Genomic DNA, 26,015 nt, shown 5'->3' with positions numbered 1-26,015 from the left:
CCTTCCACAACTGCGTGGCAAACCATTACGTTATTTAGGAGCATGAAGATGAGCAGCAAGAACAAGGTGATCCAGGCGATCGAAAACGAACAGATGGGTAAAGAGATCCCTTCTTTCGCTCCCGGCGACACCATCGTCGTTCAGGTTAAAGTTAAGGAAGGCACCCGCGAGCGTCTGCAGGCATTCGAAGGTGTGGTTATCGGTAAGCGTAACCGTGGCCTGAACTCCGCCTTCACCGTACGTAAAATTTCTCACGGTGTTGGCGTTGAGCGTACCTTCCAGACCTACAGCCCGCTGGTTGACTCTCTTGAAGTCAAGCGTCGTGGTGACGTGCGTCAAGCCAAGCTGTACTACCTGCGTGAGCGTAGCGGTAAGTCAGCGCGTATCAAGGAAAAGCTGGCTTAAACGCCGTTTTTCTTGGGCGTGCGTTGTTTTCGACCGCGCCCTGGATACCAGACCCCGTCACCGCTTTGCGGGGCGGGGTTTTGTTTATGTACGTCTATTACTCAGAGGCCGTTAGCGTATGAGCGTCATTGATGCCTTCTTGGATGCCCTGTGGTTGGAACAGGGGGCAAGCGACCATACGTTAGCGGCCTATCGGCGTGATTTGACGGCTTGGCAGCAGCATTTGGCATTGCAAGAGGAGGACTTGCTCTCTCCTGCACCTGAGCGGCTTGCCTCATGGTTTGAGGCGCGGCGCGAGCATGGCTATCAGCTGCGCAGTAATGCCCGGCTGTTGTCGACGCTGCGCAGTTTCTATCGTTGGGCACGCCTGCAGGGCCATGTGGTGAGTGATCCGCTCGCCGAGGTCAAGCTTCCGCGCGTGATGCCGGGCCTGCCCAATACGCTGGACGAAGCGGAAGTCGAGCGCCTGCTGATGGCGCCGGATACCGCAACGCCGCTGGGCGTGCGCGACCGCACCATGCTGGAGCTGCTTTATGCCTGCGGGCTGCGCGTATCGGAGCTTGTTTCACTGACTGGCGATGCGGTAAACCTGCGCCAAAACGTGGTACGTGTACGTGGTAAGGGCGATAAAGACCGCCTGGTGCCCATGGGCGAGGAGGCAGCGGATTGGCTTGCGCACTATATGAAAACGGCCAGGCCTGCACTCATGAGCGACCCGACAAAGCCCGCGCTGTTTCCGGGCCGCAGCGATAAAGCCATGACCCGGCAAACCTTCTGGCACCGTATAAAAGCCCATGCCATCACCGCTGGAATTTCACGTCCGCTGTCGCCGCATACGTTACGGCATGCATTTGCGACACATTTATTGAATCATGGGGCCAATTTACGGGTCGTACAGCTGCTGTTAGGTCATAGCGATTTATCTACGACGCAAATTTATACGCATGTTGCCCAAGCGCGCTTGGAAAACCTGCATGCCGAACATCATCCGCGAGGTTGAAGAAAGAATGCGCCAACGTATGGTTACCCCCTCTTTACGCTCTGTTTTATTCACGCTCGCCATGGCAAGTGTTCTACCTGTCGCCGCGTACGCCGATGCCACGGCCGACCAACTACGCGAATCGCTCCAGGTTAACGGCCAGCCGATGCCTGTAGAGCAGGTGAATGCCACACCGATGGACGGTATTTATCACGTGCGCCTGGAAAGCGGCGAATCGTTCTACTCCAATGCCGATGGCAGCCATTTTCTGGTCGGCGATCTTTTCGAGAATACCGCTAATGGCCTGGTCAATTTAACCGAGCAGGCCAAAAACCAGGAACGTGTCGCCGCGCTTGCCGCCATTCCGGAGTCCGAGCGCGTTGTCTACCGAGGTGTGGATGAGCCAAAAGCCACTGTGGTGGTATTTACCGATCCCACCTGCCCGTACTGTGAGCGGCTCCATGAGGCCGTGCCCGAGCTTAACGAGCGTGGGATTGCGGTACACTACCTGGCGTTCCCGCGGGCAGGTATGAATAGCGATGCGGCAACCTCAATGCAGCAGGCGTGGTGTTCCGATAATCGCAGCGAAGCCATGACCCGTGCCCAGCAGCGCCAGGCGCTATCTGGTCCTTCGGATTGCGATAATCCGGTCGCCGAGCAGTATAATCTGGGCATGGAGCTGGGGGTTCAGGGAACGCCGGCGATTATTCTACCCAATGGCCAGCTGGTGCCGGGCTATGTACCGCCAGAAAGGCTCGCCGCCATGTTAGGCTTGGGTGACGCGTAAGCACGACTGCATGAGCTCATTAGGTACGATTCAATCAGGTACCACCCATAGAAGCGCCGTTAAGTAACGGTGACGCTGAGACACTGAATTTAAGACCGGGCGCGGTAGGCGCCCACCACGAAAGGGGATGTATTTTGAAACCGGTAAGAGTAGGCATTTGTGGGCTAGGTACGGTTGGCGGTGGCACATTTAACGTGTTGACACGCAACGCTGACGATATTGCACGCCGTGCGGGCCGTCCTATTGTGATTGAGCAAGTCGCTCACCGTAGCATTCACCCCGACTGCGATATTACCGGTATTAATGCAACCACAGACGTGTTTGAGGTGGCCACCAACCCTAACGTTGACGTGTTGATCGAGCTGATCGGCGGCTACGACATGGCCCGCGAGCTGGTACTCACCGCGATTGCCAATGGCAAGCACGTGGTTACCGCCAACAAGGCACTGATTGCGGTACACGGCAATGAAATCTTCAAGGCGGCTCATGAAAAGGGCGTTATCGTCGCCTTTGAAGCCGCTGTTGCCGGCGGTATCCCAGTCATCAAGTCGTTGCGTGAAGGCCTGGGGGCCAACCGTATCGAGTGGGTAGCCGGTATCATCAACGGCACCGGCAACTATATCTTGACCCATATGCGCGACGAGGGCCGGGCATTTGAAGACGTGCTTGCCGAAGCGCAGGCATTGGGTTACGCCGAAGCCGACCCCACCTTTGACGTGGAAGGCATCGATGCCGCGCACAAGCTGACCATTCTGGCCTCGATTGCCTACGGCGTGCCGTTGCAGTTTGAAAAAGCCTTCACCGAAGGCATTTCACGAATTACCGCTGAAGACGTCGAACAGGCCGATAACCTGGGCTATGTCATCAAGCATTTGGGCATTTCCAAGCGTACCGACCAAGGGCTTGAGCTGCGCGTTCATCCCACGCTGATTCCCAAGGAGCGCCTGCTTGCCAACGTGCACGGCGTGAAAAACGCCATTGCCGTCATGGGGGATGCGGTAGGCCCCACGCTTTACTACGGCGCTGGTGCCGGTGCTGAGCCGACGGCCTCGGCGGTGGTCGCTGACGTGCTGGACGTGGCTCGTGACATCACCACGGCCCATCATTACCGTGTGCCTTACCTGGCGTTCAGCGGCATTGACGAAGACGTCAGCCAGCTGCCGATCATGCCCATGGAAGATATCACCACGGCCTACTACCTGCGCCTTCTAGCCGTGGATCGCCCTGGCGTGTTGGCGCGTGTAGCGACGATTCTTGCCGAGCAGAGCATCTCCATTGAAGCGCTGATCCAGAAAGAGGCAACTGAAGGCGAACTGGTGCCGATCATTCTGCTGACCCATCGCACTAAAGAGAAGCAGATGAACGAAGCCATCCGCGAAATCGAAGCTATGGCCGATATCGCAGGGCCCGTCACACGCATTCGCGTGGAAAGCCTGAGCGAAGGGGAGTAACCCGATATGCGCTATATCAGTACGCGTGGGCAGGCGCCTGCGCTCTCCTTTGAGGAAGTGGTACTTACCGGCATGGCCAGTGACGGTGGCCTCTACGTCCCGGAAGAGATCCCCACGCTGTCTAAAGAGGATCTGGCCGGCATGGCCGGGCTCTCCTACGCCGAGATCGCCTTTCGGGTGATGAAGCCGTTTGTAAACGGTGAAATCGACGACGACACTTTCCGCACCATCGTGACCGAGGCCTACGCCACTTTCAGTCACGATGCGGTAGTGCCGCTCAAGCAGCTGGATGCCAATCATTTTCTGCTTGAGCAGTTTCATGGCCCGACCCTGGCGTTCAAGGACGTGGCGCTACAGCTGCTTGGTCGTCTGCTTGACCACTTCCTGAAAAAACGCAACGAGCGTGCGGTGATCATGGGCGCGACCTCGGGTGATACCGGGTCAGCGGCGATTGAAGGGTGTCGCCACTGCGACAATCTGGATATCTTCATTTTGCATCCGCACAAGCGGGTATCCGAAGTTCAGCGTCGTCAGATGACCTCGGTACTGGCCGATAACGTCTTCAACATCGCTATTGAGGGCAATTTTGACGATGCCCAGGCGATGGTCAAGGCAAGCTTTGCCAACCAGGACTTCCTGAATGGCACGCGCCTGGTCGCGGTCAATTCGATCAACTGGGCACGCATCATGGCCCAGATTGTCTACTACGTGGCATCCGGCGTGGCGCTGGGCGCGCCCCATCGCGAAGTCAGCTTCTGCGTACCGTCGGCCAACTTCGGCAACGTCTTTGCAGGCTACATGGCGTACAAGATGGGCCTGCCGGTGAAGCAGTTCATTATTGCCACCAATGCCAACGATATTCTCCACCGGACGCTAGCCGCCAACGACTTCTCCAAGAAGGAGCTTGAGGCAACGCTCGCGCCCTCCATGGACATCGTGGTGTCGTCGAACTTCGAGCGCCTGCTGTTTGACGCTTACGAGCGTGACGGAGCCGCTGTGGCGGCATTGCTGGAGCGTTTTCAGCAAGAGCCCACGGCCCTTGCCGATGCTCCGCTTGCCAAGCTGCGCGAGATGTTCTCAAGCTTTAGTGTAGACGATGCGACCATCTTGGAAGTCATCCGCGAAGCGCACCACCGCACCGGCGAAATGCTCGACCCGCATACCGCAACCGGTTACCGGGCAGCCGAAAGGGCTCGCATGGATCAGACCACGCCGATGATTACCCTGGCGACCGCGCATCCGGCCAAGTTTGCCGAAGCCGTAGTGAAAGCCGGGTTCCAGGGCGTGCCGCTACCCACGCACATGGATGACCTGCTGGAACGTGAGGAGCGCTACACGGTGTTGCCCGCTGAGCTAAGTGCCGTACAACAGTTTGTTGCGGATAACCGCCGTTAACCCAGGATAGCCGCTTTGCCTGATGTTTCTCAGCACGTTACGCCTCAGCATTCAACGCAGCTGAGGCTAGAGCCTCGTCCACTGGACGAGGCTGTCTATGCCCGTGCCCAGGCAGAGGGCTTGAGCGAGCTTCAGGCGCGCCTTCTGGCCTCACGGCTGCCTGGCTATGAAGGCGAGCTTGCGCCGCTGGTCACCCCCAGCCTGCGCTATTTGGCCCACCCGGAAAAGCTTGCCGACGGACGACGCGCTGCCGAGCGTATCGCTCAGGCGGTTGCCGAGGGGGAGTCCATCGGCATCCTGACCGATTACGATGTGGACGGTATTACCTCCCACGTAGTGATCCGGCGAACCCTGGTGGAGCTGTTTGGTGTTCCCGAACATAAGCTGCATAGCCTGATTGGTCACCGTATTCACGATGGCTACGGGATCAGCTTGCCTCTGGTTGAGCGTACGCTTGCACTCAAGCCATTCCCAACATTGGTGATTACCGCTGACTGCGGAAGCAGTGACGAGCCGCGTATCGCGCGACTCAAAGCGGCAGGCATTGACGTGGTGGTCAGTGACCACCATGCGCTGCCCCTGGAAGGCCCGCCCGCTTCGGCATACGCCTGCGTGAACCCCACGCGTGATGACTGCGCCTACCCGGATAAAACCATTGCCGGGTGTATGGTCGCCTGGCTTTTAATGTCGCTGGCGCGTGGCGTATTGGTGGAGTGGGGCGCCTTACCCAGTGCCACACCCAAGCTCTCGCCCTGGCTTTCGTATGTGGCGCTGGGCACCGTGGCGGATTGCGTTTCACTGGGTGGCAGCCCGGCTAACCGTGCCGTGGTGAGCTACGGGTTGACCCTGATCAATCGCATGGATGCCGCCTGTTGGCGCGCCATGGCCGCACGTCTGGGCGCCGATAGCGTGCCGTTTAATGCCGAAACCCTGGCTTTTCAGATGGGACCACGGATTAACGCCCGCTCACGGCTGGATGACCCTTACGCCGCGCTGCACTTCATGCTGGCCGAAAGCGACGCTGTCGCCAACCGGCAGTTGGAAGTGCTCGATCAGGATAACCAGTCGCGCAAGGCGATCGAAGCCGATATGGCTGAAGAGGCGCGCACACTGGCGGCCAGTGCGCTGATGGCTGATGAGCCGGCCGTGGTGGTGTTACTCGAAGATGGTCATCCCGGCGTTCAGGGCATTGTGGCGTCGCGCCTGGTGCAGGCCTACGGCCGGCCGGCGCTGGTGCTCACCCGGGCCGCCGCGCCCAATATGTTGACCGGCTCTGGGCGCTCAATAGATGGACTGCACCTGCGCGATGCGCTGCAGCGTACTTTTGAGCTTGCGCCTGAGGCGCTACCGCGCTTTGGCGGGCACAGCGGAGCAGCGGGGGTAGGTGTTCCCCGCGAGCAGCTGGGCGCTTTCAAGCAGGCCTTTCTTCAGGCCGTGGCCGAGCAGTTGGAAGGGCGGGCGCTCTATCCGCGCCTCTGGACAGACGGCGAACTTTCCACCGCGCAGCTTTCACTGGCCACGCTTGAAGAGATAGACGCGCTCGGCCCCTATGGCCGCGAGTTTGACGCTCCACTATTTGAAGGACGCTTTATCGTCGAAGCGCTGCGTCCGGTAGGGGCCGATGGTGCGCACTTGATGCTGGAACTCTCTATGGGTGCCATCACCTGCAAGGCGATCTGGTTCCGAGCCCTGACGCCGGGCGAGTTGCCCGCGTTCACCATCGGCGATACGCTGCACTGCGCTTACAAGCTCAACCGCAATCGCTGGCGGGGCCGCGAGTCTCTGCAACTGATGGTCGAGCATGCCAGCGCCGTCTAGTCCCGGTTCTCTACAAGTTCAATAAACCCGAGTAAGGACGCTCCATGCGTGTGGAAGATTTACCCAAGGACCCGCATCGCCCCTACGAAGATGTAATGGCTATGCTGCTGGGCACATTTTTTGTCGCGCTCGGCGTCACCTTCTATACCCAGGCGGTACTGCTGACGGGCAGCACAGCAGGTCTGGCACTGCTGCTCAATTACGTTACGCAGTGGGGTTTCGGGTTCTGGTTTTTTGCCATCAACCTGCCGTTTTATTATCTGGCGATCAAACGCATGGGGTGGAGTTTCACGCTGCGCACCTTTATCGCCATTGGCCTGGTGTCGCTGTTCTCCGAGCTGACCCAAGGCTGGGTGATCTTCGCGCGCGTGCCGTCACTGTATGCCGCGTTAATGGGCGGGGCACTAATGGGGATTGGCATGTTGATGCTGTTTCGTCACCGCACAAGCCTTGGCGGTATCAACATTCTGGCGCTCTACCTGCAGGACCGCCACGGCCTGCGTGCCGGCTACGTACAACTAGGCATCGACGGAGTCATCCTGCTGCTCGCGCTCACCCAGCTGCCGCTCGACCGGGTCGGCTACTCGGTGCTGGGCGCGCTCACGCTTAACCTGATCATTGCGCTCAATCACAAGCCGGGACGCTATATCGGCGTAAGCTAGACCCTCTTTCCTTCGCCTAGCTCAGCCAGAACCACCTTACGATAAGTGCCATCAGGCCAAGCCCGGCTAAATTCACCAGTAAGCTCATGGGGTTTTCTCCTGCAGGGTGGGTCTCCATAGTCGCAGGCGGTTGGCGTTGCTGACCACGGTAATGGAAGAGAGTGACATGGCAACCCCGGCGATAATGGGTGACAGCAGCATGCCGGTCATCGGGTATAGAAGCCCTGCGGCGATAGGGATACCCAGCACGTTATAGCCGAAGGCGCCGACTAGGTTTTGCTTGATATTGGCAAGCGTGGCACGGCTGATTTCAATCGCTGAGGCCACACCATGAAGCGAGCCGCGCATCAGCGTCATGCCCGCGCTCTCGATGGCGATATCAGTGCCCTGACCAATCGCAAAGCCGACGTCGGCCTGGGCAAGAGCAGGCGCATCGTTGATACCGTCGCCCACCATGCCGACCACTTCACCTGTCTGCTGCAGCCGCTCGATTTCGGCGTGCTTGTCACTCGGCGTCAGCCCCGCCTTGAAAGTGGTAATGCCCACTTCATCGGCAATGGCGGCTGCGGTGCGCGCGTTATCCCCGGTCAGCATGATCACGTTCAGGCCATCTTCCTGCAGGCGCTTGACCGCCGCGGCGGCGTCCGCGCGCAGCGCGTCACTAATCCCAAATAGGGCGATCAGCTTGCCATCCAGCGACAGGTACACCAGCGTGCGGGCCTGCTCCTCAAGCGCCTTTGCCTGTTGCTCGCCCGCCTTGAGATCCACACCGGCCTCTTCCAGCAGGCGCGCATTGCCCAACAACAGCGCTTTACCGTCGCGGGTTTCTGCTTTCACACCGCCGCCGGTCACACTTTCGAACGTCTGAATCTCGACAGGCACGGCGCCTTGGCCTTCTGCGTAGGCTATCAGGGCTGTCGCCAGCGGGTGCTCAGAGCCGCGTTCCAAGGCGTGAACCAAACCCAGCACAGTGGCTTGATCCTCACCGAACATCTGCGCATCGGTGACGCTGGGTTTGCCCTCGGTAAGCGTGCCGGTTTTATCAACCACCAACGTAGTAAGTTTGCTTGCGGTTTGCAGCGCCTCGCCGTTTCTGACCAGCACGCCGTGCTCGGCCGCCTTGCCCACGCCAATCATGGTGGAAATCGGCGTGGCAAGGCCCAGTGCACAGGGGCAGGCGATGATCAGTACGGTCGCCGCAGCGACCAGCATATGAATAACCCGTGGCTCAGGACCAACGTTGAACCATACCAATGCCGCCAGAACGGCAATGAGCATTACCGAAGGCACAAAGATGCTCGATACCTTGTCCGCCAGTTCGCCAATAGGCGGGCGAGAATTCTGGGCGCTGGCGACCTGCTCGGTGATTTGCCCAAGTCGGGTATCGCTCCCCACCCGTGTGGCGAGGTAAACCAGCCCGCCTTTACCATTCACGGTGCCTGCGCTGACGTCATCGCCCGTTTGCTTGCGCACTGCCAGCGGCTCGCCGGTCAGCATGGATTCATCAATATGGCTCTGGCCTTCGGTAACCTCACCGTCAACCGGCAGGCGCTCGCCGGGGCGCACGCGGATATGGTCACCTTCACGCACCTCATCCACGTCAATTTCCTGCTCCAGGCCATCGCGAATCACCCGCGCCGTGCGGCTTTGCAGGTCAAGCAGGCGTTTTAACGCATTGCTGGTACGTCCGCGGGCGCGAAGCTCCATGGCGTTACCCAGCAAGATAAGCCCAATCACCATAGCTGAGGCTTCAAAGTAGATGCCCTGGGCCGCCTCGGGCAGCCAGGGGGCAAACAGCACAACCACCATGGAGTAGAGCCAGGCGGTACCCGTGCCCATGGCCACCAACGTATCCATATTGGCCTGATGGCGTTTAACATTCTTCCAGGCGCTTACAAAGAAGTGGCGCCCTGGAAACACGAGCACGCCGAGCGTCAACAGACCAATCACCAACCAGTAAACACGGCCTGTGCCCATGGGGTGAGGGTGATAGATAAACATGCTGAGCATTAGCGGAATGGCCAGCGCCAACGAAACGGCGCTGCCCCGCAGCCGCTGCCGGTAGGTCATGGCGTCCTGCTCGGCACGAACGCGTTCGGCTTCGCGCATATCCACAATCGGCTCGGCGGTATAGCCAGCGCTGGCCACGGCTTCGATAAGGACTTGCTGCTTGGTACTGCCCACTACCTGAGCGGTATGAGTAGCGAAGTTGACGCTGGCCGCCTCGACACCCGGGGTATGCGTCAGGGCGTTTTGCACGCTTTTGACACAGCTGGCGCAGGTCATGCCGCTGATAGAAAGGCGCACGGAGGGCTGGCGAGATGTAGCTTCGTGCTCAAGGGGCGTGGCGTTGGTAGGGGGCGAGACGCTATCCGGCACCTCTGGTTCAGGCGACGGGGCCACAGAAGACTCATCGCTTGCTGGGTACCCCGCTTTGGCAAGCGCGGCATCCAGCGCCCCATCGTTCAAATAGGTGGTAACCGCTAAACGCTTTTCAGCCGGGGTACCTTCCACTTCGGCCGCGGGGTCTTGGGTTTGGATGGCCTCACGCATGCGTTTGACACACCCCTGACAGCTCATGCCGGGAACGGTGCGTGAAACGGCGCGTCGCGAATCGCGGATGGTGTTCATAAGGCCTCCTGAGGAGACGACTCATCGGGAAAACTTTCGATAAGGCGGCACAGGCTATGTCCATCCGGCGTACCGTCCGGCATGTGCTGCCAGCTCTCCAGCGCCTGCTCCATACGTTGGGCCAAGGCCTCAAGCTCGGCAATACGCGCGCGAATTTGCGGCAGGCGGGTAGCCAGCAGGTCGCGCACCAGTGGGCAGGGCGAGTCGCCCTGGTCGGCGTGCAGAAGAATGTCGTGTATTTCGGCCACGCTAAACCCTAGCTTGCGCGCCCGCTGAATAAAGTGCAGCCGCTCAAGGTCGGTGCTTGAAAAAAGCTGATAGCCGTTATCCGGGTGGCGCCGGGGGGAAAGTAAACCTTCGCGCGTGTAGTGGCGTACTGTCTCGGCCGTTACACCGCCGCGCTTGGCAAGCTCGCTGACTTTCATCACACTCTTCCTATCGCCGGGAATGAGGGTAAGTGTAAAACCTATGGGTTACACATAGGTCAAGGCGGGAGGCTTAAAGAAGCGCTGAAAAAGACTTAAAACGACTAAAACAAAGATTTAAAACGATAGTGCGACTAATGTATAAGCGTAAAACGAAATAAAACGCTCGTTTGCCCCTTGAACCCAAGGGCACTTTAAGCCAAAACTGGCAAGCAAGAACGTCGTATAAAAAGCCTAGCTACAAAAACTAGATACAAAAAGAACTAGCGCAAGCGGATGCGCCAATCCTCAGGATCAATGGGACAAGAGGCCGAACATGAATAATAAATTCAATAAGCTCACGCTAGCAGCTGCAGTTTCAGCCGCTGTCTTCGCAAGCTAGGCGCACGCCGGTGGTTATCAGGTTAACGAGCAGAGCGTCAGCGGCCAGGGGTACGGGCATGCTGGGCGCAGCTCCAACGTGCATGATGCCACCATCGTTTACGGTAACCCGGCAGGCATGTCGTTTCTCGATCGTGCGCAGGTAACCGTGGGTGGCACCTACCTGAACGTCAATACGGACATCGACAATGTCCAGGCTACTCGCACGATTGACCCAGGTGCTGCAGTAGGTGCGCCAACCGGCTCGCAAGTACCTTTTGGTGGGATTCCTGGTACTAACAATGGCGATATGGTGCCCGGCACGCTGGTACCGTTCGCTTTTTACGCTCAGCCGGTCACGGATCGTCTGGCCTTTGGTTTCGGGGTTTACGCGCCGTTTGGTTCTAAAACCGAGTATGAAAACGACTTCCAGGGCCGTTATTTTGGCGACTATACCGAGGTCAAGGTAATATCCGCCCAGCCGACGGTTTCCTACCGGCTGAATGACCAGTGGGCCGTGGGCGCGGGCGTTACCTATAACAAGGTAGATGGCGAGCTGCGTCGACAAGTACCTGGTCCCACTAATTCGCTCACTTATGATTCTGCTGGCGATATCGACTCCCGCGTCGAGGGCGACGACGAAGCGTGGGGTTACAATCTGGGGGTGATCTATCAGCCCGTGCCGGAAACCACGTTCGGCTTGACCTATCGCTCGAAAGTCGATTACACCCTGGACGGCACCTTTGTGGCGCGCGACCCGGCGGGTAACGTAGTAAGTGCTGACAATAGTGCGAGCTTAAAGCTGACCACGCCCGAAACGGTCAACTTCTCGCTGACTCAGCAGATGACCGATCGCCTGAAGCTGATGTTTGGCGCTTCTTGGGTGCGCTGGAGCCACTTTGATGAGATTCGCGTTACGGGTGGCCAGATACCCAATATTACCGATGAGCAGCAGAACTACTCTAACGCCTGGGCGTTTGCGACCGGCGGCGAGTATCAGCTAACACCCGCACTAGCACTGCGTGCCGGGGTGACGCTTGATTACACGCCGACGAATGATCAAGACCGCAGCGTACGGATTCCCTCGGATGACCGACGGATCTTCTCGATCGGTGCAGGCTGGAGCCCGACGCCAGACATGACGCTTGATTTTGCCTACTCCTACCTGACCGAGCGTAGCACCTCGCTTGAGCAGGAGCGCAACGACTTACTTACACAGTATGCTCCGGGTCAATATATAGGCGGTGCTACTTACTCAGCCGACTACAAGAACGAAGCCCATGGCTTTGGTGCTCAGCTGACCTACCGTTTCTAGGATCGCCTTGAGCTTTCCCGAAAGCTCAAGGCGTTGATCCAGTGATCCCCTTGAACCCGGCCAACGCCGGGTTCAAGCATTGGGGCAGCACGCGGGATACGTGCGAGAAGCGCTGGGTTTCGTTACAATACGCGTTTGGAATTTCGCCGCTGTGGTACCGGCTTTGAATCATCAGCCTGGTTACCCCAGCGGCGCGTCTTTCTTTTGAACCGTGCGACACTGACCAAGGCTAGGGCGACCCATGTTGGAAACCAACCCGATTCACAACCAGATCAAGGACCTGTCTGAGCGGACAGACGTTCTTAGGGGGTATCTTTGACTATGCCGAGCGTAAAGATCGGCTAGAAGAAGTTTCCCGCGAGCTTGAAGACCCGAATGTCTGGAACGACCCGGACTATGCACAAAAGCTGGGTAAGGAGCGCTCCTCCCTTGAAGCCATTGTGGCGACCATTGACGAGCTGGACCAGGGGCTGGGCGACAGTCGCGATCTTCTGGAGCTGGCCGAAATGGAAGAAGACGAAGGCACGGTTGAAGAAGTACGCAAAGAGCTTGATGGCATGCAGGCCTCGCTTGAAAAGCTCGAGTTTCGCCGCATGTTCTCCGGCGAAATGGATGCAAACAATGCTTATCTCGATATCCAGTCGGGCTCTGGCGGCACTGAAGCCCAGGACTGGGCCAATATTCTGCTGCGCATGTACCTGCGCTGGGCAGAGAGCCACGGCTTTAAAGCTGAAATAACCGAAATTTCCGCAGGCGAAGTGGCGGGTATCAAGTCGGCCTCGCTGCATATACAGGGCGATTACGCCTTTGGCTGGCTGCGTACCGAAACCGGTGTTCACCGGTTGGTGCGCAAAAGCCCGTTCGACTCAGGTGGCCGTCGTCATACGTCGTTTGCCTCTGTTTTCCTGTCACCGGAAGTCGACGACAGCTTCGAGGTTGAGATCAATCCTTCGGACCTGCGCGTTGATACGTACCGCTCAAGCGGCGCGGGCGGCCAGCACGTTAACACCACCGATTCGGCGGTGCGGATCACCCATGAGCCTACGGGTATTGTGGTAGCGTGCCAGAACCAGCGCAGCCAGCATGCTAACCGTGACTTTGCCATGAAGCAGTTGAAGGCGAAGCTCTGGGAACATGAAATGCAAAAGCGTAATGCCGCAAAGCAGGAGGCGGAAGACTCCAAGGCTGACATCGGCTGGGGCAGCCAGATTCGCTCTTACGTGCTTGACGACCAGCGCATTAAAGATCTGCGCACCGGCGTACAGTCCAGCAACTGCGACAAGGTGCTCGACGGTGATTTAGATCAGTTTATCGTCGCCAGCCTCAAGCAAGGTTTGTAATCTCTTTAGCGTTCGAACATGAATAGGGTGCCCCATGGCTAACCAAGACGCGTCTTCTCCTGAAAACGAAAATCATCTTATTGCCGAGCGTCGTGCCAAGCTCACCGCGCGTCGTGAGCTGGCAGCAGAGCAAGGGAAGAGCGCTTTCCCGAATGACTTTCGCCGCGACAGCTTAACCGTCGAACTGCAGGACCTGTTGGGCGATAAAGACAAAGCTGAGCTTGAGGCGCTTGATCACCAGGCCTCAGTGGCGGGCCGTATCATGCGCCAGCGTGGCCCGTTTATCGTTATTCAGGACGTAGCGGGGCAGATCCAGCTGTACGTGGATAAGAAAGGCCTGCCGGAAGAGGTGCTGGGCGACGTCAAGGGTTGGGATATCGGCGATATCGTGGCGGCGCGTGGCCCGGTGCATAAATCCGGCAAGGGCGACCTGTACGTGATGATGGTCGATGCCCAGCTTTTGACCAAGAGCCTGCGTCCGCTGCCGGACAAGTTCCACGGCCTGACCGATCAGGAAGCCCGCTATCGCCAGCGTTATGTGGATCTGATCATGAACCCGCAGTCGCGTAAGGCGTTTGAGACACGGGCGGCCGTTATCAGCTCCATGCGACGTTTCTTTGAAACGCGTGGTTTCATGGAAGTGGAGACGCCCATGCTCCAGGCGATTCCCGGTGGTGCCACGGCGCGTCCGTTCGTGACCCATCACAACGCGCTGGGTATGGATATGTACCTGCGTATTGCGCCTGAGCTTTATCTGAAGCGCCTGGTGGTGGGTGGTTTTGAGAAGGTCTTCGAAATCAACCGCAACTTCCGCAACGAAGGTCTTTCCACGCGGCATAACCCTGAATTCACCATGGTCGAGTTCTACTGGGCGTATGCCGATTACAATGACCTGATGGACATGACCGAGGCCATGCTGCGTACGGCGGCCGAGGAAGTGCTGGGCACTACCACTCTTGAGTACCAGGGCGCCAGCTACGACTTCGGTCAGCCGTTCAAGCGTTTGACGCTCAAGCAGTCGATTCTGGATCACGGCGACGGGATTACCGATGTTGATCTGGATAGCCTTGATGCAGCGCGCGCGACGGCCCAGAAATTGGGCATCAAGGTCAAAGATAGCTGGGGCCTGGGCAAGATCCAGACGGAAATCTTCGAAGAAGTAGCCGAGCACAAGCTCGACCAGCCGACGTTCATTACCGAGTATCCGGCTGAAGTCAGCCCGCTTGCGCGGCGCAACGATGCCAATCCGTTCGTCACCGACCGTTTTGAGTTCTTTGTCGGCGGGCGTGAAATCGCCAACGGCTTCTCGGAGCTTAATGACGCTGAAGACCAGGCCGAGCGCTTTCGTGAACAGGCTGCCGAGAAGGACGCGGGCGACCTGGAAGCCATGTACTATGATGCGGATTACGTGCGGGCGCTTGAGTACGGCATGCCGCCCACCGCTGGCGAGGGCATCGGTATCGACCGGTTGGTGATGCTGTTTACCAACAGCGCTTCCATCCGTGATGTGTTGCTGTTTCCGGCGATGCGCCCCGAAGTAGACTAAAAATTGGTAAGGGCGCGTTTTAGCGCCCATAATGGTCAACGTTTCGACGGCGAGGAGAATCCCATGAAACTGCTTAACCGCTCCGCTCTGAGCGTCAGGCCGACCCAGCCCTTCGTGGACTGGATCAATGCGCTGGAACCCACCATGGGAGACGACGACCTGACACTGGACGACGTCGAACGTGAAAGTACCATTTACTTGATTCCTGAGATGGACACCCCGGAAGCGCTTGAAACCTTCGTGCGCGACCGTCATGTCGAAATCCTTGAAACTGAGCTGCGTGCCTGGGAAGAGGATGAACGCCAATGGCCAGAGTCTCTTGACTGGTCGCTGTTTCAGCAATTTCTACGCGTTGAGCATAGCTATCTCGCCATCGATCTGGATGATGAGACGGCACTGGAAATTTCTGATGTTGATGATGCGTTGCTGCTCGACAGCGAGCAGGACTAACGTACAGCGCTACCTAGTGCGTCCTGCCTGGCAAGCTCCTTGAGGGCTTCACGGCATGAGCGCTTGTTGACGTTAAAACCGGCTTAGGCCGGTTTTAACGCGTTAGTGGTTTCGTTTAGGAACACCCCACCCATGCGACTGTTTGAAACTCGTCCTGGTGATGACGGCTTGCCTGGGCCGGAACGTGCCTTGGCCGTGCTGGCACTGATTACCGGCACACTGATGGCGGTGGTGGATACCACCATGATCAATCTTGCCCTGCCCACCATCGCCGCGGATTTGGACGCATCGGCGTCTCGCGCGGTATGGATCACCAATATGTTTCAGGTGGTGTGTGCCGCTTTCCTGCTAGTGTTCGCCGGGATTAGCGAGCTTGTGACGCGGCGGCGCATTTACCTGTTTGGCCTGACTACCTTTATGGTAGGGGCGCTGGGCGCGGCCCTTTCCCGTAATCTGGAAATGTTGTTAGTGTTTCGCGCGCTGCAAGGCCTGGGGGCGGCCGCGACTCTGTCGATCGGTCCCTCGCTTTACCGGGCCATCTTTCCTTCGCGCCTGCTGGGTAGCGCGCTGGGGTTAAGCGCCTTGGTCGTGGCAGGTGGTTATGCCGCTGGGCCGACGCTCAGTGGGGTGACTCTTTCCTTTGTGGATTGGCCGTGGCTGTTTGCGCTCAATCTGCCGTTGGGGCTGTGCTCGCTATGGCTGGCTAACCGCGCACTGCCGCGAGACAAACCCCGCCAAGGCAGCTTTGATTTTCTGGGCGCGCTGCTCTCCATGCTGATGCTGGCAAGCTTCTTTTTGGCCATGGATGCCGTAGGACACGCAGCACCTTTCTGGCAGGTGAGTGCCTGGGTCGTTCTCTCCATCGCAAGCGGTGCTGGCTTTATTGCGCGTCAGCGTCGTGCGCCTTACCCTTTACTGCCACTGAGCGTGTTCGCAGAAAAACGCTTTACCCTAGCCGTCTCCGCCTCAGGACTTGCGTTTATCGGACAGGGTCTGACGTTTGTGGCGCTGTCGTTTTTCTACCAGGAGCAGATGGGCTTTACCCCTCTGGAAACTGCCTGGCTGTTTACGCCCTGGCCGCTGGCCATTATGTTGGTGGGGCCGCTGGCAGGTCGGCTTGCCGATCGCATCAACCCCAGCGTGCTTTCCAGTACTGGGCTTGGGCTATTGATCGTTGGACTAGTGGCGCTGGCGCTGGTGGATGAGACGATGGGCGTGGCGGAAAGCCTGTGGCGCACGGCGCTATGCGGGATCGGTTTTGGCCTGTTTCAGCCACCTAACAACCGTGAAATGATGTCGAGCCTACCGCCTGAACGCAGCGCCAACGTCTCGGGGGTGATGAGTACCGTGCGCACCGTTGGTCAGTCGATTGGTGTCGCCTTGGTGGGCGCGGCCTTGGCCCTTGGCCTGGCGATCCAGGTCACCCTGTGGCTGGGTGCGGCTACGTCCTTTCTTGCGCTGCTGGCGAGTCTTTCAAGAATGTCGTATGCCCGGCGCGCGCTCGTTGAGCGACGGGCATCGTCGGATGGCGAGTAAGCGCGTACAATAAAAACGTTGAATGTCGAGGAGAGCCTGCATGACAGTACAAGCACAAATCGAGCAGAAGTTGACGGCGCTAACGCCTGACGTACTGCGTGTGGAAAACGAAAGCCATATGCATAATGTGCCCGCCAACTCCGAAACCCATTTTAAAGTGACGCTGGTAAGCGACAGCTTTGATGGCCTGATGCCGGTTAAACGCCATCAGAAAATCTATGCCCTGCTGGCCGACGAACTGTCGGGCCCGGTGCATGCCCTGGCATTACATCTCTATACGCCGAAGGAGTGGCAGGCACGGGGCGGCGAACGCCCAGACTCCCCCAACTGCCGTGGCGGCGGCCAGTGACACCCGAGGTTGCCAGACGCCACTATCTGGACGCTATGGGTATTACCACCTGGGCATCGCGTTACCAGCTGCCTAATGCCCTGGCTACCGAAGCCTGTGAATGGGACGATACGCCGCCGGAAAAAACGCCCCCGCGTGAGCGTCTGCAAGCCCTGCTTGACGACGCGTCAGCCGCGCGTGTAGAACCCGTTAGGCAGGCTCAGGAAGCCGTGCCAGTGGCGTCACCTTCAGCAGTGCGTGCTCTGCTTGGCCAGACAGCGCAGGATGAGCTTGCCCCTAAGGCAGCAGTTGAAACAGTTGAAAAAACCGTTGAGCCAGAGCCTAATTCGCCACCTGCCGCGCCTGCCAAACCGCTGCACTTTACGCTTTCCTGCGTGTGTATCGCCAACCGCTGGCTGAGCCTGCACCCCGGTGAGATAACGCCTCAGGCGCAGCGCCTGCTTGGCAATATCTTGTACGCGTTAGGTATTGATCAGGGCACGCTACCTGACATCATGCGTTTTAAATGGCCGCCCATGGACAATGCCTTTGCCGTGGAAGAGCCGCTTGAAGAGGCCAGAGAAGGGCTTTTCGCGTTTATTGCGGGTAGCGGAAGCCGAAACCAGTGGGCGCTGGAGCGCGTTCTCTGGTGGGGGGATGAGCACGATCAGAGCGCTGCAGATACGCTGCGCGTATTGGACATTCAGGGCATACACAGTCAAACGCTGGCGCTACCGGTATGGCAAGGGCCGACGCTTGAAAGCCTGTTGCGAAATGGTGATGCCAAGCGCGACCTTTGGCCTTCATTAACCGAGTTGGCCCAACAGCGGCAGCGCCGTGACAAAGGCCAGCCAAGTGACAACTGAACTGCAGGCAAGCGACTACGCCGCGCTGGTAGCGCTTGAAGCACAGGCGCAGAGTGGCGTAAGCGATGCCTTGCTGAAAGAGGCGCTAGCCGGCGCTGAGACGGGCAGTCACAGCTGTGTTCTGGGACGTTTTCAGGAAGAGGTGCTGATAGGCTATGCGGTGCTTGTCCGCCTGCCTTTTGATGCGGAGCTTCAGGCCATTGGCGTACTGCCTGCTTGTCGTCATCAAGGTGTGGGGCGCGAACTCATACATTCGGTGCTGGCAAAGGCTAGCGAATGGCAAAGCGAGCGTGTGCTGCTTGAAGTGCGTGCAAGCAATGGGGCCGCTATCGGCCTCTATCAACGCTTGGGGTTTAGCCAGGATGGGCAGCGCAAAAACTACTACCCGGCAGTGCAAGGCGCTACCGGGCGTGAAGACGCGCTATTAATGTCGCGGGCGCTTAGCTAGCGCTGCCTTCAAACTTGCTCAGCAGGCTGTTCAGGCGACGTTCCCACTCTTCGCGTTCCTGCTTGAGCTTGGCGTTTTCATCGCGCAGCTCTTCATTTTCCAGCTTCATCATTTCCAGTGCTTCCACTGTATCGGTAACTTTCTGTTCGAGCTGATTGAACAGTTCCAGACTCATGTAAACCTCCAGGGTTAAAAAACGAACGACAGGCGTGCCAACAGGGGCGAATGAGGCGAGCGTAACGCTCGCAGGCGCTGTCGGCAAGCGCTGTTTAGGGTGTTTGTCGTTGGTAGAGCCGAGCGGTGCTTTCTCCTGCCTGGGTTTCGCGGTGTAGCTGCCAGTTAGCCGGAACGGCAGGCGTAAGGGTGCGTTCGGTCTCCAGGTAAATCATGGCATCTTTTGAGAGCCAGCCAGCCTGTTCCAGCGCGTTGCAGCAGGGGGAAGCTAGCGTCTGGTGAAAGGGCGGGTCCAGAAACACCAGGTCATAGGGGCTGGCTGGCTGGTCGAGAAACAGCAGCGCATCGCGCGGGGTAACGTACCCGCGAGTAGCCCCAAGCGTGGCCAGGTTTTGAGTAATATACGCCGCCACGGTGCTGTCACGTTCGACAAAGTCCACATGAGCGGCACCACGTGAAAGCGCTTCGATGCCTAACGCGCCGGTGCCTGCAAAAAGGTCCAGCACGCGTTGGCCGTATAGCTGCTGGCCTAACCAGTTGAACAGCGTTTCGCGTACCCGGTCCGGGGTGGGCCGAAGTCCTGGCCGGTCGAGTACGGGTAACTGGCGGCGCCGATAGTCGCCGCCGATAATACGTAACTTACCCGTCTGCCGGGAAGGCGCGCCACGGGAAGCCGATGAGCGTGAACGTGAGATAGAAGAGCGTTGTCGTGTCATATCGGGGATTGTAGCGGGCTACTTATCCAAAGTCTTGGTTGGCGGTGGTAGGATGGTCACAATGTTCACCTTTCAAGTTGGATGACAACCATGTTTGGTTTTTTCAAGCGTAAGAAAAAGCATGACTCCCAGGAGTTGCCGCAGGAGGAGTTGCGTCAAGAAGAGCCGCAGCCGGAGTCCGAAATCAAACCAGTGCCTGATGTCGATCCGGTTAAACCGGAACCCGAGATCAAGCCGGAGCCTGCTGATGAGCCCGAAATCGATCCGATTAAGCCAGAGCCCGAGATCGACCCGGAACCTGCTGATGAGCCTGAAATTGACCCGATTAAACCGGAACCCGAGATCGAGCCGGAGCCTGCCCCTGAGCCCGAAATCGATCCGATTAAACCGGAACCCGAGATCAAGCCAGAGCCTATTCCTGAGCCGGAGCTTATTCCTGAGCCAGAACCCATCCCTGAGCCGGAGCCCGTCCCAGAGCCAGAGCCTATTCCTGAGCCAGATCCTATCCCTGAGCCAGAACCCATCCCAGAGCCTGAACCCGTACAGGCACCTTCGGAGCCCAAACCAGCACTCCAAGAGAAGCCGGTGGCCGCAAAAGGTGAAAAGCAGGGCTGGTTTGCACGGATCAAGTCAGGCCTGGGCAAGACCCGCGCCAATCTGACCGACGGTATCGCCGATCTGTTTTTAGGCAAAAAGCAGATTGATGACGAGCTTCTGGAAGACCTGGAAACCCAGCTGCTGATGGCCGATGTGGGTATTGATGCCACCAGCGAGATTATCGAGCGCCTTGAAGCGCGAGTATCACGCAAGGAGCTTAATAACCCAGAAGCGCTGTACCGGGGCTTGCAGGAGGAACTTGCTTCCATGCTAGGGCCGGTGGCAACGCCGCTGGACCTGAACCGGCAGGCGGACGGCCCCTTTGTCATTTTAGTTGTCGGCGTTAACGGGGTGGGGAAAACCACCACCATCGGCAAGCTGACCCAGCGTTTTCAGCGCGAAGGTAAAAGCGTCATGCTGGCGGCCGGGGACACCTTCCGGGCGGCGGCGGTCGAGCAGCTTAAAGTGTGGGGCGAACGCAACAGCGTGCCGGTGATTGCCCAGCACACCGGTGCCGACAGCGCATCAGTGATTTATGACGCCGTGGCTGCTGCCAAAGCGCGTGGCGTGGATGTGCTGATTGCCGATACGGCGGGCCGTTTGCACAACAAGAGCCACTTGATGGAAGAGCTGAAAAAAGTCCATCGGGTGATGAAAAAAGTGGACGCCACCGCGCCCCATGAAGTCATGCTGGTACTGGATGCAGGCACCGGACAAAACGCCATTGCTCAGGCGAGCACGTTCAATGAAGCCGTGCCGGTCACGGGTATTACGCTCACCAAGCTGGATGGCACGGCAAAGGGAGGCATTATCTTTGCCCTGGCCAAGCAGCTAAAAACGCCTATCCGCTTTATTGGTGTAGGAGAGGGGCTGGATGACCTGCGTCCCTTCGAAGCCGAGGACTTTGTCAACGCCCTGTTTGACCGCCAAGGGGATGACGGCCGCGCATGATCGCTTTCGAGCACGTCGGGAAGCGCTATGGTGGCCGTTTTGAAGCCCTGGCCCATCTGGATTTTCGTGTAGAACGCGGTGAAATGGTGTTTCTGACCGGGCATTCCGGGGCAGGCAAGAGCTCATTGCTGCGCTTGATCATGCGCCTTGAAAAGCCCAGCCGCGGGCGGGTCATGGTCGCTGGGCACGATATTGCCCAGCTGCACGCAAGCCAAGTGCCGTTTTATCGCCGCCAGATAGGCGTGGTCTTTCAGGATCACCAACTGCTATTTGATCGAAGCGTGTTTCACAATGTGTCGTTGCCGCTTGAAATTCAGGGCATCGAGCCACGAGAAACGGCGCGCCGTGTGCGTGCTGCCTTGGATAAAGTTGGCTTGCTGCACCGTGAAAAGGCGCTGCCCGTGGAGCTTTCCGGCGGCGAGCAGCAGCGGGTGGGCATTGCCCGCGCGGTGGTCAACAAACCTTCGCTACTGCTTGCCGATGAGCCGACGGGAAATCTGGATCCGCAGCTCTCGGCCGACATCATGGCGCTTTTTGAAGACTTCAACCGCATCGGTACCACGGTCATGATTGCAAGCCACGACTTGGCGCTGATTGCCCGCCTGCGTCACCGCATTCTGCGCTTGCGTGAAGGGCGCCTAGTGGCCGATGAGGGAGCTGTATGAAGCCGTCAACAACGCCCAGGCGCCCCAGAGGAGCTGCGCCTAAAACGCCCAAGACGAAAAGCAAGGCGACGCCGTCACGCCAGGAGCCACCCAAGCGGCGTGGAGCCAACTCCCAGCAGGCCCGGTTTTCAAGCCGCTTGCGCGCCTGGGGGCGTCACCACCGGGCAATGAGTTGGGACAGCTTTTATCGCCTGGTACGCCATCCGGTGGGCAACCTCCTTACTATGCTCGCGATTGCGATTGCGCTGGTGCTTCCCGCCGCCTTATGGCTGACCCTGGACAGCGCCCGTTTGCTGGATGCTGAGCTGGATGAAAGCGCCACGCTTACCGTATATCTACAGCCCGCCGTAGACCCGGCTCAGGCCGAGCGTATTGAGCAGGCGGTCAGCGCGGAGCAGGCGGTGCTCGATACCCGCATGATCAGCGCTGAGCAGGGTATGGCCGAGTTTCAACGGTCGCTGGGCCTGGATGACGCGCTAGCAGGGCTTGACGATAACCCGCTGCCGGCCAGCATTGTGGTGCGACCACAAGACGTGGAACCCGCCGCCATGCAACAGCTGGCAAGCACCCTGGAAGCCCTGGCGGGGGTTGATGAAGTGCGGGTTGATTTGGCATGGGTAGAGCGGTTGCGGCATTTGGCAGCCCTTGGGCGGCGGGTAGCGCTGGCGCTTGGCGTGCTGTTTGGACTTGGGGTGCTTCTAGTCGTCGGCAACACCATTCGCCTGGCGGTGGAGAGTCGGCGCCGGGAAATTGAGGTGGTCATGCTGATTGGGGCGACTCACGCCTTTGTACGTCGGCCGTTTCTGTACAGCGGCGCTTGGTATGGCTTGGGCGGCGGGTTCCTGGCGCTGGGCCTGCTTGGGCTGGGGAATCACTGGCTATCGTTGCCTGTCGCGGCACTAGCGGCAAGTTATGGCGCCAGCTTTTCACTACCACAGTTGGATATGACTGGCGCTACAATTTTGCTATCCTGCAGCACACTACTAGGCTGGTTAGGGGCTTGGCTGGCAGTTACCCGTCATCTCACCAGCATTCGGCCACGTTAAGGATTAAATGCAGTATCCGCTAACGGTAACAATGGTTGATTACTCTGGGCGCCGTCGTAGTAGAGTTAAGAGTAGCAGACAAGCGTAACAGACCTGCATCCAAGTGAACCTTGTCAGGCAGGTAGAGTCTTAGGGATTAATTGAGGCGTATTGTGTGATTTCAACCACGTACGCCAACCACGATAGAGTGATAGGGAGACCGTTTGCATATGAGCACTAGTCTTCTACCGGTAGGACAGCTTTCTCCAGGCCATGATCTGGGCGGCTATATTCGAGCGGTTAACGGCATTTCGGTGCTGAGTGTTGAAGAAGAGCGCGAGCTTGCGTTCCGGTTGTACGATGAAGGCGACTTGGAAGCAGCGCGCCGTCTGGTACTGTCGCATCTGCGTTTTGTGGTGCATATTGCCCGCAGTTATTCAGGTTACGGGCTACCTCAGGCTGACTTGATTCAGGAAGGTAACGTTGGCTTGATGAAAGCCGTCAAGCGTTTTGACCCTAATCAAGGGGTACGCCTGGTATCGTTTGCAGTGCACTGGATCAAGGCTGAAATTCACGAGTTTGTGCTGCGTAACTGGCGAATCGTTAAAATTGCCACGACCAAAGCCCAGCGCAAGCTGTTCTTCAATTTGCGCAGTGCTAAAAAACGTCTGGCGTGGTTGAACAACGACGAAGTCGACGCCATCGCCAAGGACCTCGACGTTAAGCCGGAAGTCGTGCGTGATATGGAAGGGCGCCTTTCTGCCTATGACGCAGGCTATGATGCCTCGCCAAGCGATGACGAAGAGAGCACTTATCAGGCGCCAGCTTATTTTCTGGACGACGCTTCGGCAGACCCAGCCACGCAGCTTGAAGACAGCGATTTTGAGGAAGACTCAACGCGTCGTTTGCAGCTTGCATTGAAAGGCCTGGACGAGCGCTCGCGAGATATTCTACAGCGCCGCTGGCTGACCGATAACAAGGCCACGCTGCATGATCTGGCCGATGTTTACGGTGTCAGCGCCGAGCGTATCCGCCAGCTGGAAAAGAACGCGATGAAAAAACTGCGTCTGAAGATGGGCGATGCTTTGGCGGCTTAAACGCCATTAGCTTACAGAAAACCGGCGCTGCCAAAACACGCCGGTTTTTTATACCTGCCAGTCAGGTGTTTGACGCTGATCTATTGGCGCTTGGCAAACTGCTTCCAGAGCCAACTGCCCGGCATGGCTAACGCGACAACGGCGCATGCTACGGCAGGGGCCACGAAATCTAAAAATGAATCCAGCGACCAGTGGTTGAAAAGCCCATAAAGATACCATACCTCGTTAGGGCCTCCCCCGGCATATTCGTGCTGGGCAATCTCCCGACCTAAAAAGACCGCGACAATTAGCGAGCCCGCCACCCAGCGGCCCACAAACGGCCAAAGCAGGGCTTGAAAGAGCAGGGCAATAACGGTGTGTTCCAGGTGAGTAATATTCAAAAGCGCCTTCCTTTGGCAGATGGTCAAGATATCAAGCGGCCGACTACCCTGTCGGCCGCCTTGCAGTCGTTTTTCAGGCTGCCTGGGTTGCTTCGCGCAGTAACTGCCCGGCAAGCAGTGCCCACTGGTCTTCCCAGTACTCGGTTGGCAGGCGTTTGAAATCGCTGCGTACATATTGCGAAATGCGCCCCTCGGCCTGGGCAATCAATAGATTGGCGGCCGCTGATGCATGAATGCGGGGGCGGCGCCCTTCGCGAAGTTCGGCTTCACGAATAACCTGTCTGAGCTGCATTTCCATGCGTTCAAACAGCTGGTGGACCCGCAGGCGCAGGCGGGCGGTTTCGCCGGTCAGGACATCGCCCCCCATTACTCGGGCAAGCCCAGGGTTCTTTTCGGCAAAGCCCAGCAGCAGCGCTAGAATCTTGCCACAGCGCGCGGTGGCGTCGGGGACTTCTTCTAAAATCCGCGTAATGCGCGCAAAGAGGCTCTCTTCGATAAAATCAATCAGGCCCTCGAACATCCGCGCCTTACTGGGAAAGTGGCGATAAAGCGCTGCCTCGGAAACGCCTACCTGGCGCGCCAGTGCTGCTGTGGTGATGCGTTTTCCGCTGTCCTCTTCAAGCATCAAGGCAAGCGCCTGAAGAATCTGCTCGCGGCGGCGAGGTTTACGGTCGTCACTCATGACGTTAGCCCTCCGTCGCGGTTAGCTCGCGTCAGTGATAAGAGTACCTACCCCAGCGTTGGTGAAAATTTCCAGCAACACTGCGTGAGGAACGCGCCCATCAATAATGTGCGCACTGTTAACACCGCCTTTCACCGCGTCCAGCGCGCAGCGTATTTTGGGCAGCATCCCGCCGTAAATTGTGCCGTCGGCAATCAGCGCATCCACTTGAAGCGTACTTAGCCCGGTTAGCACTTCGCCTTCGCCGTTCATCAGGCCTGCCACGTTGGTCAGCAGCATCAGCTTTTCAGCGTTTAGCGCCTCGGCCAGCTTGCCGGCTACCAGGTCGGCATTGATGTTATAGCTATGGCCTTCGCCATCTACACCGATCGGGGCAATCACGGGAATAAAGTCGCGGGCGGCCAGCATCTCAATCAGGTCTGTCGAGATCGACTCCACTTCCCCTACATGGCCGATATCGATAATTTCGGGCGCGGTCATCTCGGGGCTTTGATGCTCAACCTTGAGCTGGCGGGCGCGTATCTGGGCGCCATCCTTGCCCGTCAGGCCAATGGCCTTGCCGCCGCTCTGATTGATCAGGTTAACGATACTCTTGTTGACCAGGCCGCCCAGCACCATTTCGACGACGTCCATGGTTTGCGAGTCGGTCACTCGCATACCGTTCACAAAGCGCGATTCAATATTCAGCTTTTCCAACAGGCTGCCGATTTGAGGCCCGCCGCCGTGAACCACTACCGGGTTGATACCCACCTCTTTCATCAGCACGATATCGCGTGCAAATGAGTTGATGAGTGTGTCTTCCGTCATTGCGTTACCGCCGTACTTGACCACGACGGTCTTGCCGGAGAACTGCTGAATATAGGGAAGCGCTTCGGAAAGCACTTCCACAACGACCTGTGGGTCGCGACTGGCTGAATTCATGGTGTTGTCCCTTGCTTACTGTTTTCTTTTATCCGGATAGTCGTGGCTAACGGCTATTGTTATGG

At 58.1% G+C, this 26,015-nt stretch carries 25 protein-coding genes and 1 pseudogene; 19 read left to right on the top strand and 7 right to left on the bottom strand.

The window, feature by feature from the left end; genetic code table 11:
* The first annotated feature begins 48 nt into the window (after positions 1-48).
* The 7 genes from rplS to ELY25_RS08205 all read left to right on the top strand — a co-directional run bounded on the left by rplS (position 49) and on the right by ELY25_RS08205 (position 7,497).
* Complete coding sequence (gene rplS, locus ELY25_RS08235) at positions 49-405, top strand: 50S ribosomal protein L19 (protein ID WP_106375767.1); 357 nt, start codon at positions 49-51, stop codon at positions 403-405.
* Between the two features lie 118 nt (positions 406-523).
* Positions 524-1,405 (top strand): site-specific tyrosine recombinase XerD, encoded by an 882-nt coding sequence (gene xerD / locus ELY25_RS08230; RefSeq protein ID WP_126950782.1) that lies wholly within the window; start codon positions 524-526, stop codon positions 1,403-1,405.
* On the top strand, positions 1,380-2,171 hold the full coding sequence (locus ELY25_RS08225; RefSeq protein ID WP_126950781.1) for a DsbC family protein: 792 nt from the start codon (positions 1,380-1,382) through the stop codon (positions 2,169-2,171). Before xerD ends, ELY25_RS08225 begins: the two co-directional genes overlap by 26 nt.
* A 134-nt stretch (positions 2,172-2,305) precedes the next feature.
* Entirely contained in the window at positions 2,306-3,622 is a 1,317-nt protein-coding gene (locus ELY25_RS08220; protein ID WP_126950780.1) for a homoserine dehydrogenase, read from the top strand.
* A gap of 6 nt (positions 3,623-3,628) precedes the next feature.
* On the top strand, positions 3,629-5,017 hold the full coding sequence (thrC, locus tag ELY25_RS08215) for a threonine synthase (protein WP_126950779.1): 1,389 nt from the start codon (positions 3,629-3,631) through the stop codon (positions 5,015-5,017).
* A gap of 15 nt (positions 5,018-5,032) precedes the next feature.
* Positions 5,033-6,835, top strand: coding sequence for a single-stranded-DNA-specific exonuclease RecJ (locus ELY25_RS08210; protein ID WP_236995674.1), 1,803 nt, complete (start codon positions 5,033-5,035; stop codon positions 6,833-6,835).
* Positions 6,836-6,879: 44 nt separating this feature from the next.
* Positions 6,880-7,497 (top strand): YitT family protein, encoded by a 618-nt coding sequence (locus tag ELY25_RS08205; RefSeq protein WP_126950778.1) that lies wholly within the window; start codon positions 6,880-6,882, stop codon positions 7,495-7,497.
* An 84-nt stretch (positions 7,498-7,581) separates the two neighbouring features.
* Here ELY25_RS08205 and ELY25_RS08200 read toward each other — a convergent pair whose 3' ends face one another.
* Both ELY25_RS08200 and ELY25_RS08195 read right to left on the bottom strand, forming a co-directional pair.
* Complete coding sequence (locus ELY25_RS08200) at positions 7,582-10,128, bottom strand: heavy metal translocating P-type ATPase (protein ID WP_185856237.1); 2,547 nt, start codon at positions 10,126-10,128, stop codon at positions 7,582-7,584.
* Positions 10,125-10,553 (bottom strand): MerR family transcriptional regulator, encoded by a 429-nt coding sequence (locus ELY25_RS08195; protein ID WP_126950777.1) that lies wholly within the window; start codon positions 10,551-10,553, stop codon positions 10,125-10,127. The genes ELY25_RS08200 and ELY25_RS08195 overlap by 4 nt, the downstream gene beginning before the upstream one ends.
* 316 nt (positions 10,554-10,869) lie before the next feature.
* Between ELY25_RS08195 and ELY25_RS08190 the strand changes: the two are divergent.
* The 8 genes and pseudogenes from ELY25_RS08190 to rimI all read left to right on the top strand — a co-directional run bounded on the left by ELY25_RS08190 (position 10,870) and on the right by rimI (position 18,742).
* Positions 10,870-12,228, top strand: a pseudogene (locus ELY25_RS08190) (OmpP1/FadL family transporter).
* A gap of 241 nt (positions 12,229-12,469) precedes the next feature.
* Positions 12,470-13,568 (top strand): peptide chain release factor 2 gene (gene prfB / locus ELY25_RS08185; protein ID WP_126950776.1). Its coding sequence is split into 2 segments (ribosomal slippage): positions 12,470-12,544 and positions 12,546-13,568, totalling 1,098 coding nucleotides; the frame shifts between segments, so codons are not numbered across the junction.
* Between the two features lie 34 nt (positions 13,569-13,602).
* The gene (gene lysS / locus ELY25_RS08180) at positions 13,603-15,114 is read left to right on the top strand and encodes a lysine--tRNA ligase (protein WP_126950775.1); all 1,512 of its coding nucleotides are present in this window, start codon (positions 13,603-13,605) and stop codon (positions 15,112-15,114) included.
* A gap of 63 nt (positions 15,115-15,177) precedes the next feature.
* The gene (locus ELY25_RS08175) at positions 15,178-15,564 is read left to right on the top strand and encodes a hypothetical protein (RefSeq protein WP_126950774.1); all 387 of its coding nucleotides are present in this window, start codon (positions 15,178-15,180) and stop codon (positions 15,562-15,564) included.
* A gap of 132 nt (positions 15,565-15,696) precedes the next feature.
* On the top strand, positions 15,697-17,100 hold the full coding sequence (locus tag ELY25_RS08170) for an MFS transporter (protein WP_126950773.1): 1,404 nt from the start codon (positions 15,697-15,699) through the stop codon (positions 17,098-17,100).
* A 40-nt stretch (positions 17,101-17,140) separates the two neighbouring features.
* On the top strand, positions 17,141-17,449 hold the full coding sequence (locus ELY25_RS08165) for a BolA family protein (RefSeq protein WP_126950772.1): 309 nt from the start codon (positions 17,141-17,143) through the stop codon (positions 17,447-17,449).
* The gene (locus tag ELY25_RS08160; RefSeq protein ID WP_126950771.1) at positions 17,446-18,294 is read left to right on the top strand and encodes a hypothetical protein; all 849 of its coding nucleotides are present in this window, start codon (positions 17,446-17,448) and stop codon (positions 18,292-18,294) included. The genes ELY25_RS08165 and ELY25_RS08160 overlap by 4 nt, the downstream gene beginning before the upstream one ends.
* On the top strand, positions 18,284-18,742 hold the full coding sequence (rimI, locus tag ELY25_RS08155; protein WP_126950770.1) for a ribosomal protein S18-alanine N-acetyltransferase: 459 nt from the start codon (positions 18,284-18,286) through the stop codon (positions 18,740-18,742). Before ELY25_RS08160 ends, rimI begins: the two co-directional genes overlap by 11 nt.
* Here the strand turns inward: rimI and zapB are convergent.
* Positions 18,735-18,917, bottom strand: a complete 183-nt coding sequence (zapB, locus tag ELY25_RS08150) for a cell division protein ZapB (RefSeq protein ID WP_126950769.1) — start codon at positions 18,915-18,917, stop codon at positions 18,735-18,737. The genes rimI and zapB overlap by 8 nt on opposite strands.
* Before the next feature lie 94 nt (positions 18,918-19,011).
* Positions 19,012-19,632 (bottom strand): 16S rRNA (guanine(966)-N(2))-methyltransferase RsmD, encoded by a 621-nt coding sequence (rsmD, locus tag ELY25_RS08145; protein ID WP_126950768.1) that lies wholly within the window; start codon positions 19,630-19,632, stop codon positions 19,012-19,014.
* 90 nt (positions 19,633-19,722) lie between these two features.
* On the opposite strand from rsmD, the gene ftsY reads away from it, so the two are divergent.
* The 4 genes from ftsY (at position 19,723) to rpoH (ending at position 23,967) form a co-directional block, all read left to right on the top strand.
* On the top strand, positions 19,723-21,180 hold the full coding sequence (gene ftsY, locus ELY25_RS08140; protein ID WP_126950767.1) for a signal recognition particle-docking protein FtsY: 1,458 nt from the start codon (positions 19,723-19,725) through the stop codon (positions 21,178-21,180).
* Complete coding sequence (gene ftsE / locus ELY25_RS08135) at positions 21,177-21,845, top strand: cell division ATP-binding protein FtsE (protein WP_126950766.1); 669 nt, start codon at positions 21,177-21,179, stop codon at positions 21,843-21,845. The genes ftsY and ftsE overlap by 4 nt, the downstream gene beginning before the upstream one ends.
* Complete coding sequence (gene ftsX, locus ELY25_RS08130) at positions 21,842-22,891, top strand: permease-like cell division protein FtsX (RefSeq protein ID WP_126950765.1); 1,050 nt, start codon at positions 21,842-21,844, stop codon at positions 22,889-22,891. Before ftsE ends, ftsX begins: the two co-directional genes overlap by 4 nt.
* A gap of 209 nt (positions 22,892-23,100) precedes the next feature.
* Complete coding sequence (gene rpoH, locus ELY25_RS08125; RefSeq protein WP_126950764.1) at positions 23,101-23,967, top strand: RNA polymerase sigma factor RpoH; 867 nt, start codon at positions 23,101-23,103, stop codon at positions 23,965-23,967.
* Positions 23,968-24,047: 80 nt separating this feature from the next.
* On the opposite strand, the gene ELY25_RS08120 is transcribed toward rpoH, so the two are convergent.
* The 3 genes from ELY25_RS08120 to argB all read right to left on the bottom strand — a co-directional run bounded on the left by ELY25_RS08120 (position 24,048) and on the right by argB (position 25,950).
* Positions 24,048-24,347: a hypothetical protein gene (locus ELY25_RS08120; RefSeq protein WP_126950763.1), complete on the bottom strand. Its 300-nt coding sequence runs from the start codon at positions 24,345-24,347 to the stop codon at positions 24,048-24,050.
* A gap of 73 nt (positions 24,348-24,420) precedes the next feature.
* Complete coding sequence (gene slmA / locus ELY25_RS08115) at positions 24,421-25,029, bottom strand: nucleoid occlusion factor SlmA (RefSeq protein ID WP_126950762.1); 609 nt, start codon at positions 25,027-25,029, stop codon at positions 24,421-24,423.
* Positions 25,030-25,050: 21 nt separating this feature from the next.
* Positions 25,051-25,950: an acetylglutamate kinase gene (gene argB, locus ELY25_RS08110; RefSeq protein WP_126950761.1), complete on the bottom strand. Its 900-nt coding sequence runs from the start codon at positions 25,948-25,950 to the stop codon at positions 25,051-25,053.
* Positions 25,951-26,015 lie beyond the last annotated feature (65 nt).

The sequence above is a fragment of the Vreelandella populi genome, from assembly GCF_003989825.1.
GTDB classification, from domain to species: Bacteria; Pseudomonadota; Gammaproteobacteria; order Pseudomonadales; family Halomonadaceae; genus Vreelandella; species Vreelandella populi.
The sequence above is the reverse complement of the archived record's forward strand: the minus strand, read 5'-3'. Positions and strand labels throughout refer to the sequence as shown.

Bases quoted from the DNA above. Each gene is read 5' to 3' on its own strand.
- rplS (WP_106375767.1), top strand. From the start codon at position 49: ATGAGCAGCAAGAACAAGGTGATCCAGGCGATCGAAAACGAACAGATG.
- xerD (WP_126950782.1), top strand. From the start codon at position 524: ATGAGCGTCATTGATGCCTTCTTGGATGCCCTGTGGTTGGAACAGGGG.
- ELY25_RS08225 (WP_126950781.1), top strand. From the start codon at position 1,380: ATGCCGAACATCATCCGCGAGGTTGAAGAAAGAATGCGCCAACGTATG.
- thrC (WP_126950779.1), top strand. From the start codon at position 3,629: ATGCGCTATATCAGTACGCGTGGGCAGGCGCCTGCGCTCTCCTTTGAG.
- ELY25_RS08205 (WP_126950778.1), top strand. From the start codon at position 6,880: ATGCGTGTGGAAGATTTACCCAAGGACCCGCATCGCCCCTACGAAGAT.
- ELY25_RS08200 (WP_185856237.1), bottom strand. From the start codon at position 10,128: ATGAACACCATCCGCGATTCGCGACGCGCCGTTTCACGCACCGTTCCC.
- ELY25_RS08195 (WP_126950777.1), bottom strand. From the start codon at position 10,553: ATGAAAGTCAGCGAGCTTGCCAAGCGCGGCGGTGTAACGGCCGAGACA.
- lysS (WP_126950775.1), top strand. From the start codon at position 13,603: ATGGCTAACCAAGACGCGTCTTCTCCTGAAAACGAAAATCATCTTATT.
- ELY25_RS08175 (WP_126950774.1), top strand. From the start codon at position 15,178: ATGAAACTGCTTAACCGCTCCGCTCTGAGCGTCAGGCCGACCCAGCCC.
- ELY25_RS08170 (WP_126950773.1), top strand. From the start codon at position 15,697: ATGCGACTGTTTGAAACTCGTCCTGGTGATGACGGCTTGCCTGGGCCG.
- ELY25_RS08165 (WP_126950772.1), top strand. From the start codon at position 17,141: ATGACAGTACAAGCACAAATCGAGCAGAAGTTGACGGCGCTAACGCCT.
- zapB (WP_126950769.1), bottom strand. From the start codon at position 18,917: ATGAGTCTGGAACTGTTCAATCAGCTCGAACAGAAAGTTACCGATACA.
- rsmD (WP_126950768.1), bottom strand. From the start codon at position 19,632: ATGACACGACAACGCTCTTCTATCTCACGTTCACGCTCATCGGCTTCC.
- ftsY (WP_126950767.1), top strand. From the start codon at position 19,723: ATGTTTGGTTTTTTCAAGCGTAAGAAAAAGCATGACTCCCAGGAGTTG.
- ftsE (WP_126950766.1), top strand. From the start codon at position 21,177: ATGATCGCTTTCGAGCACGTCGGGAAGCGCTATGGTGGCCGTTTTGAA.
- ftsX (WP_126950765.1), top strand. From the start codon at position 21,842: ATGAAGCCGTCAACAACGCCCAGGCGCCCCAGAGGAGCTGCGCCTAAA.
- rpoH (WP_126950764.1), top strand. From the start codon at position 23,101: ATGAGCACTAGTCTTCTACCGGTAGGACAGCTTTCTCCAGGCCATGAT.
- slmA (WP_126950762.1), bottom strand. From the start codon at position 25,029: ATGAGTGACGACCGTAAACCTCGCCGCCGCGAGCAGATTCTTCAGGCG.
- argB (WP_126950761.1), bottom strand. From the start codon at position 25,950: ATGAATTCAGCCAGTCGCGACCCACAGGTCGTTGTGGAAGTGCTTTCC.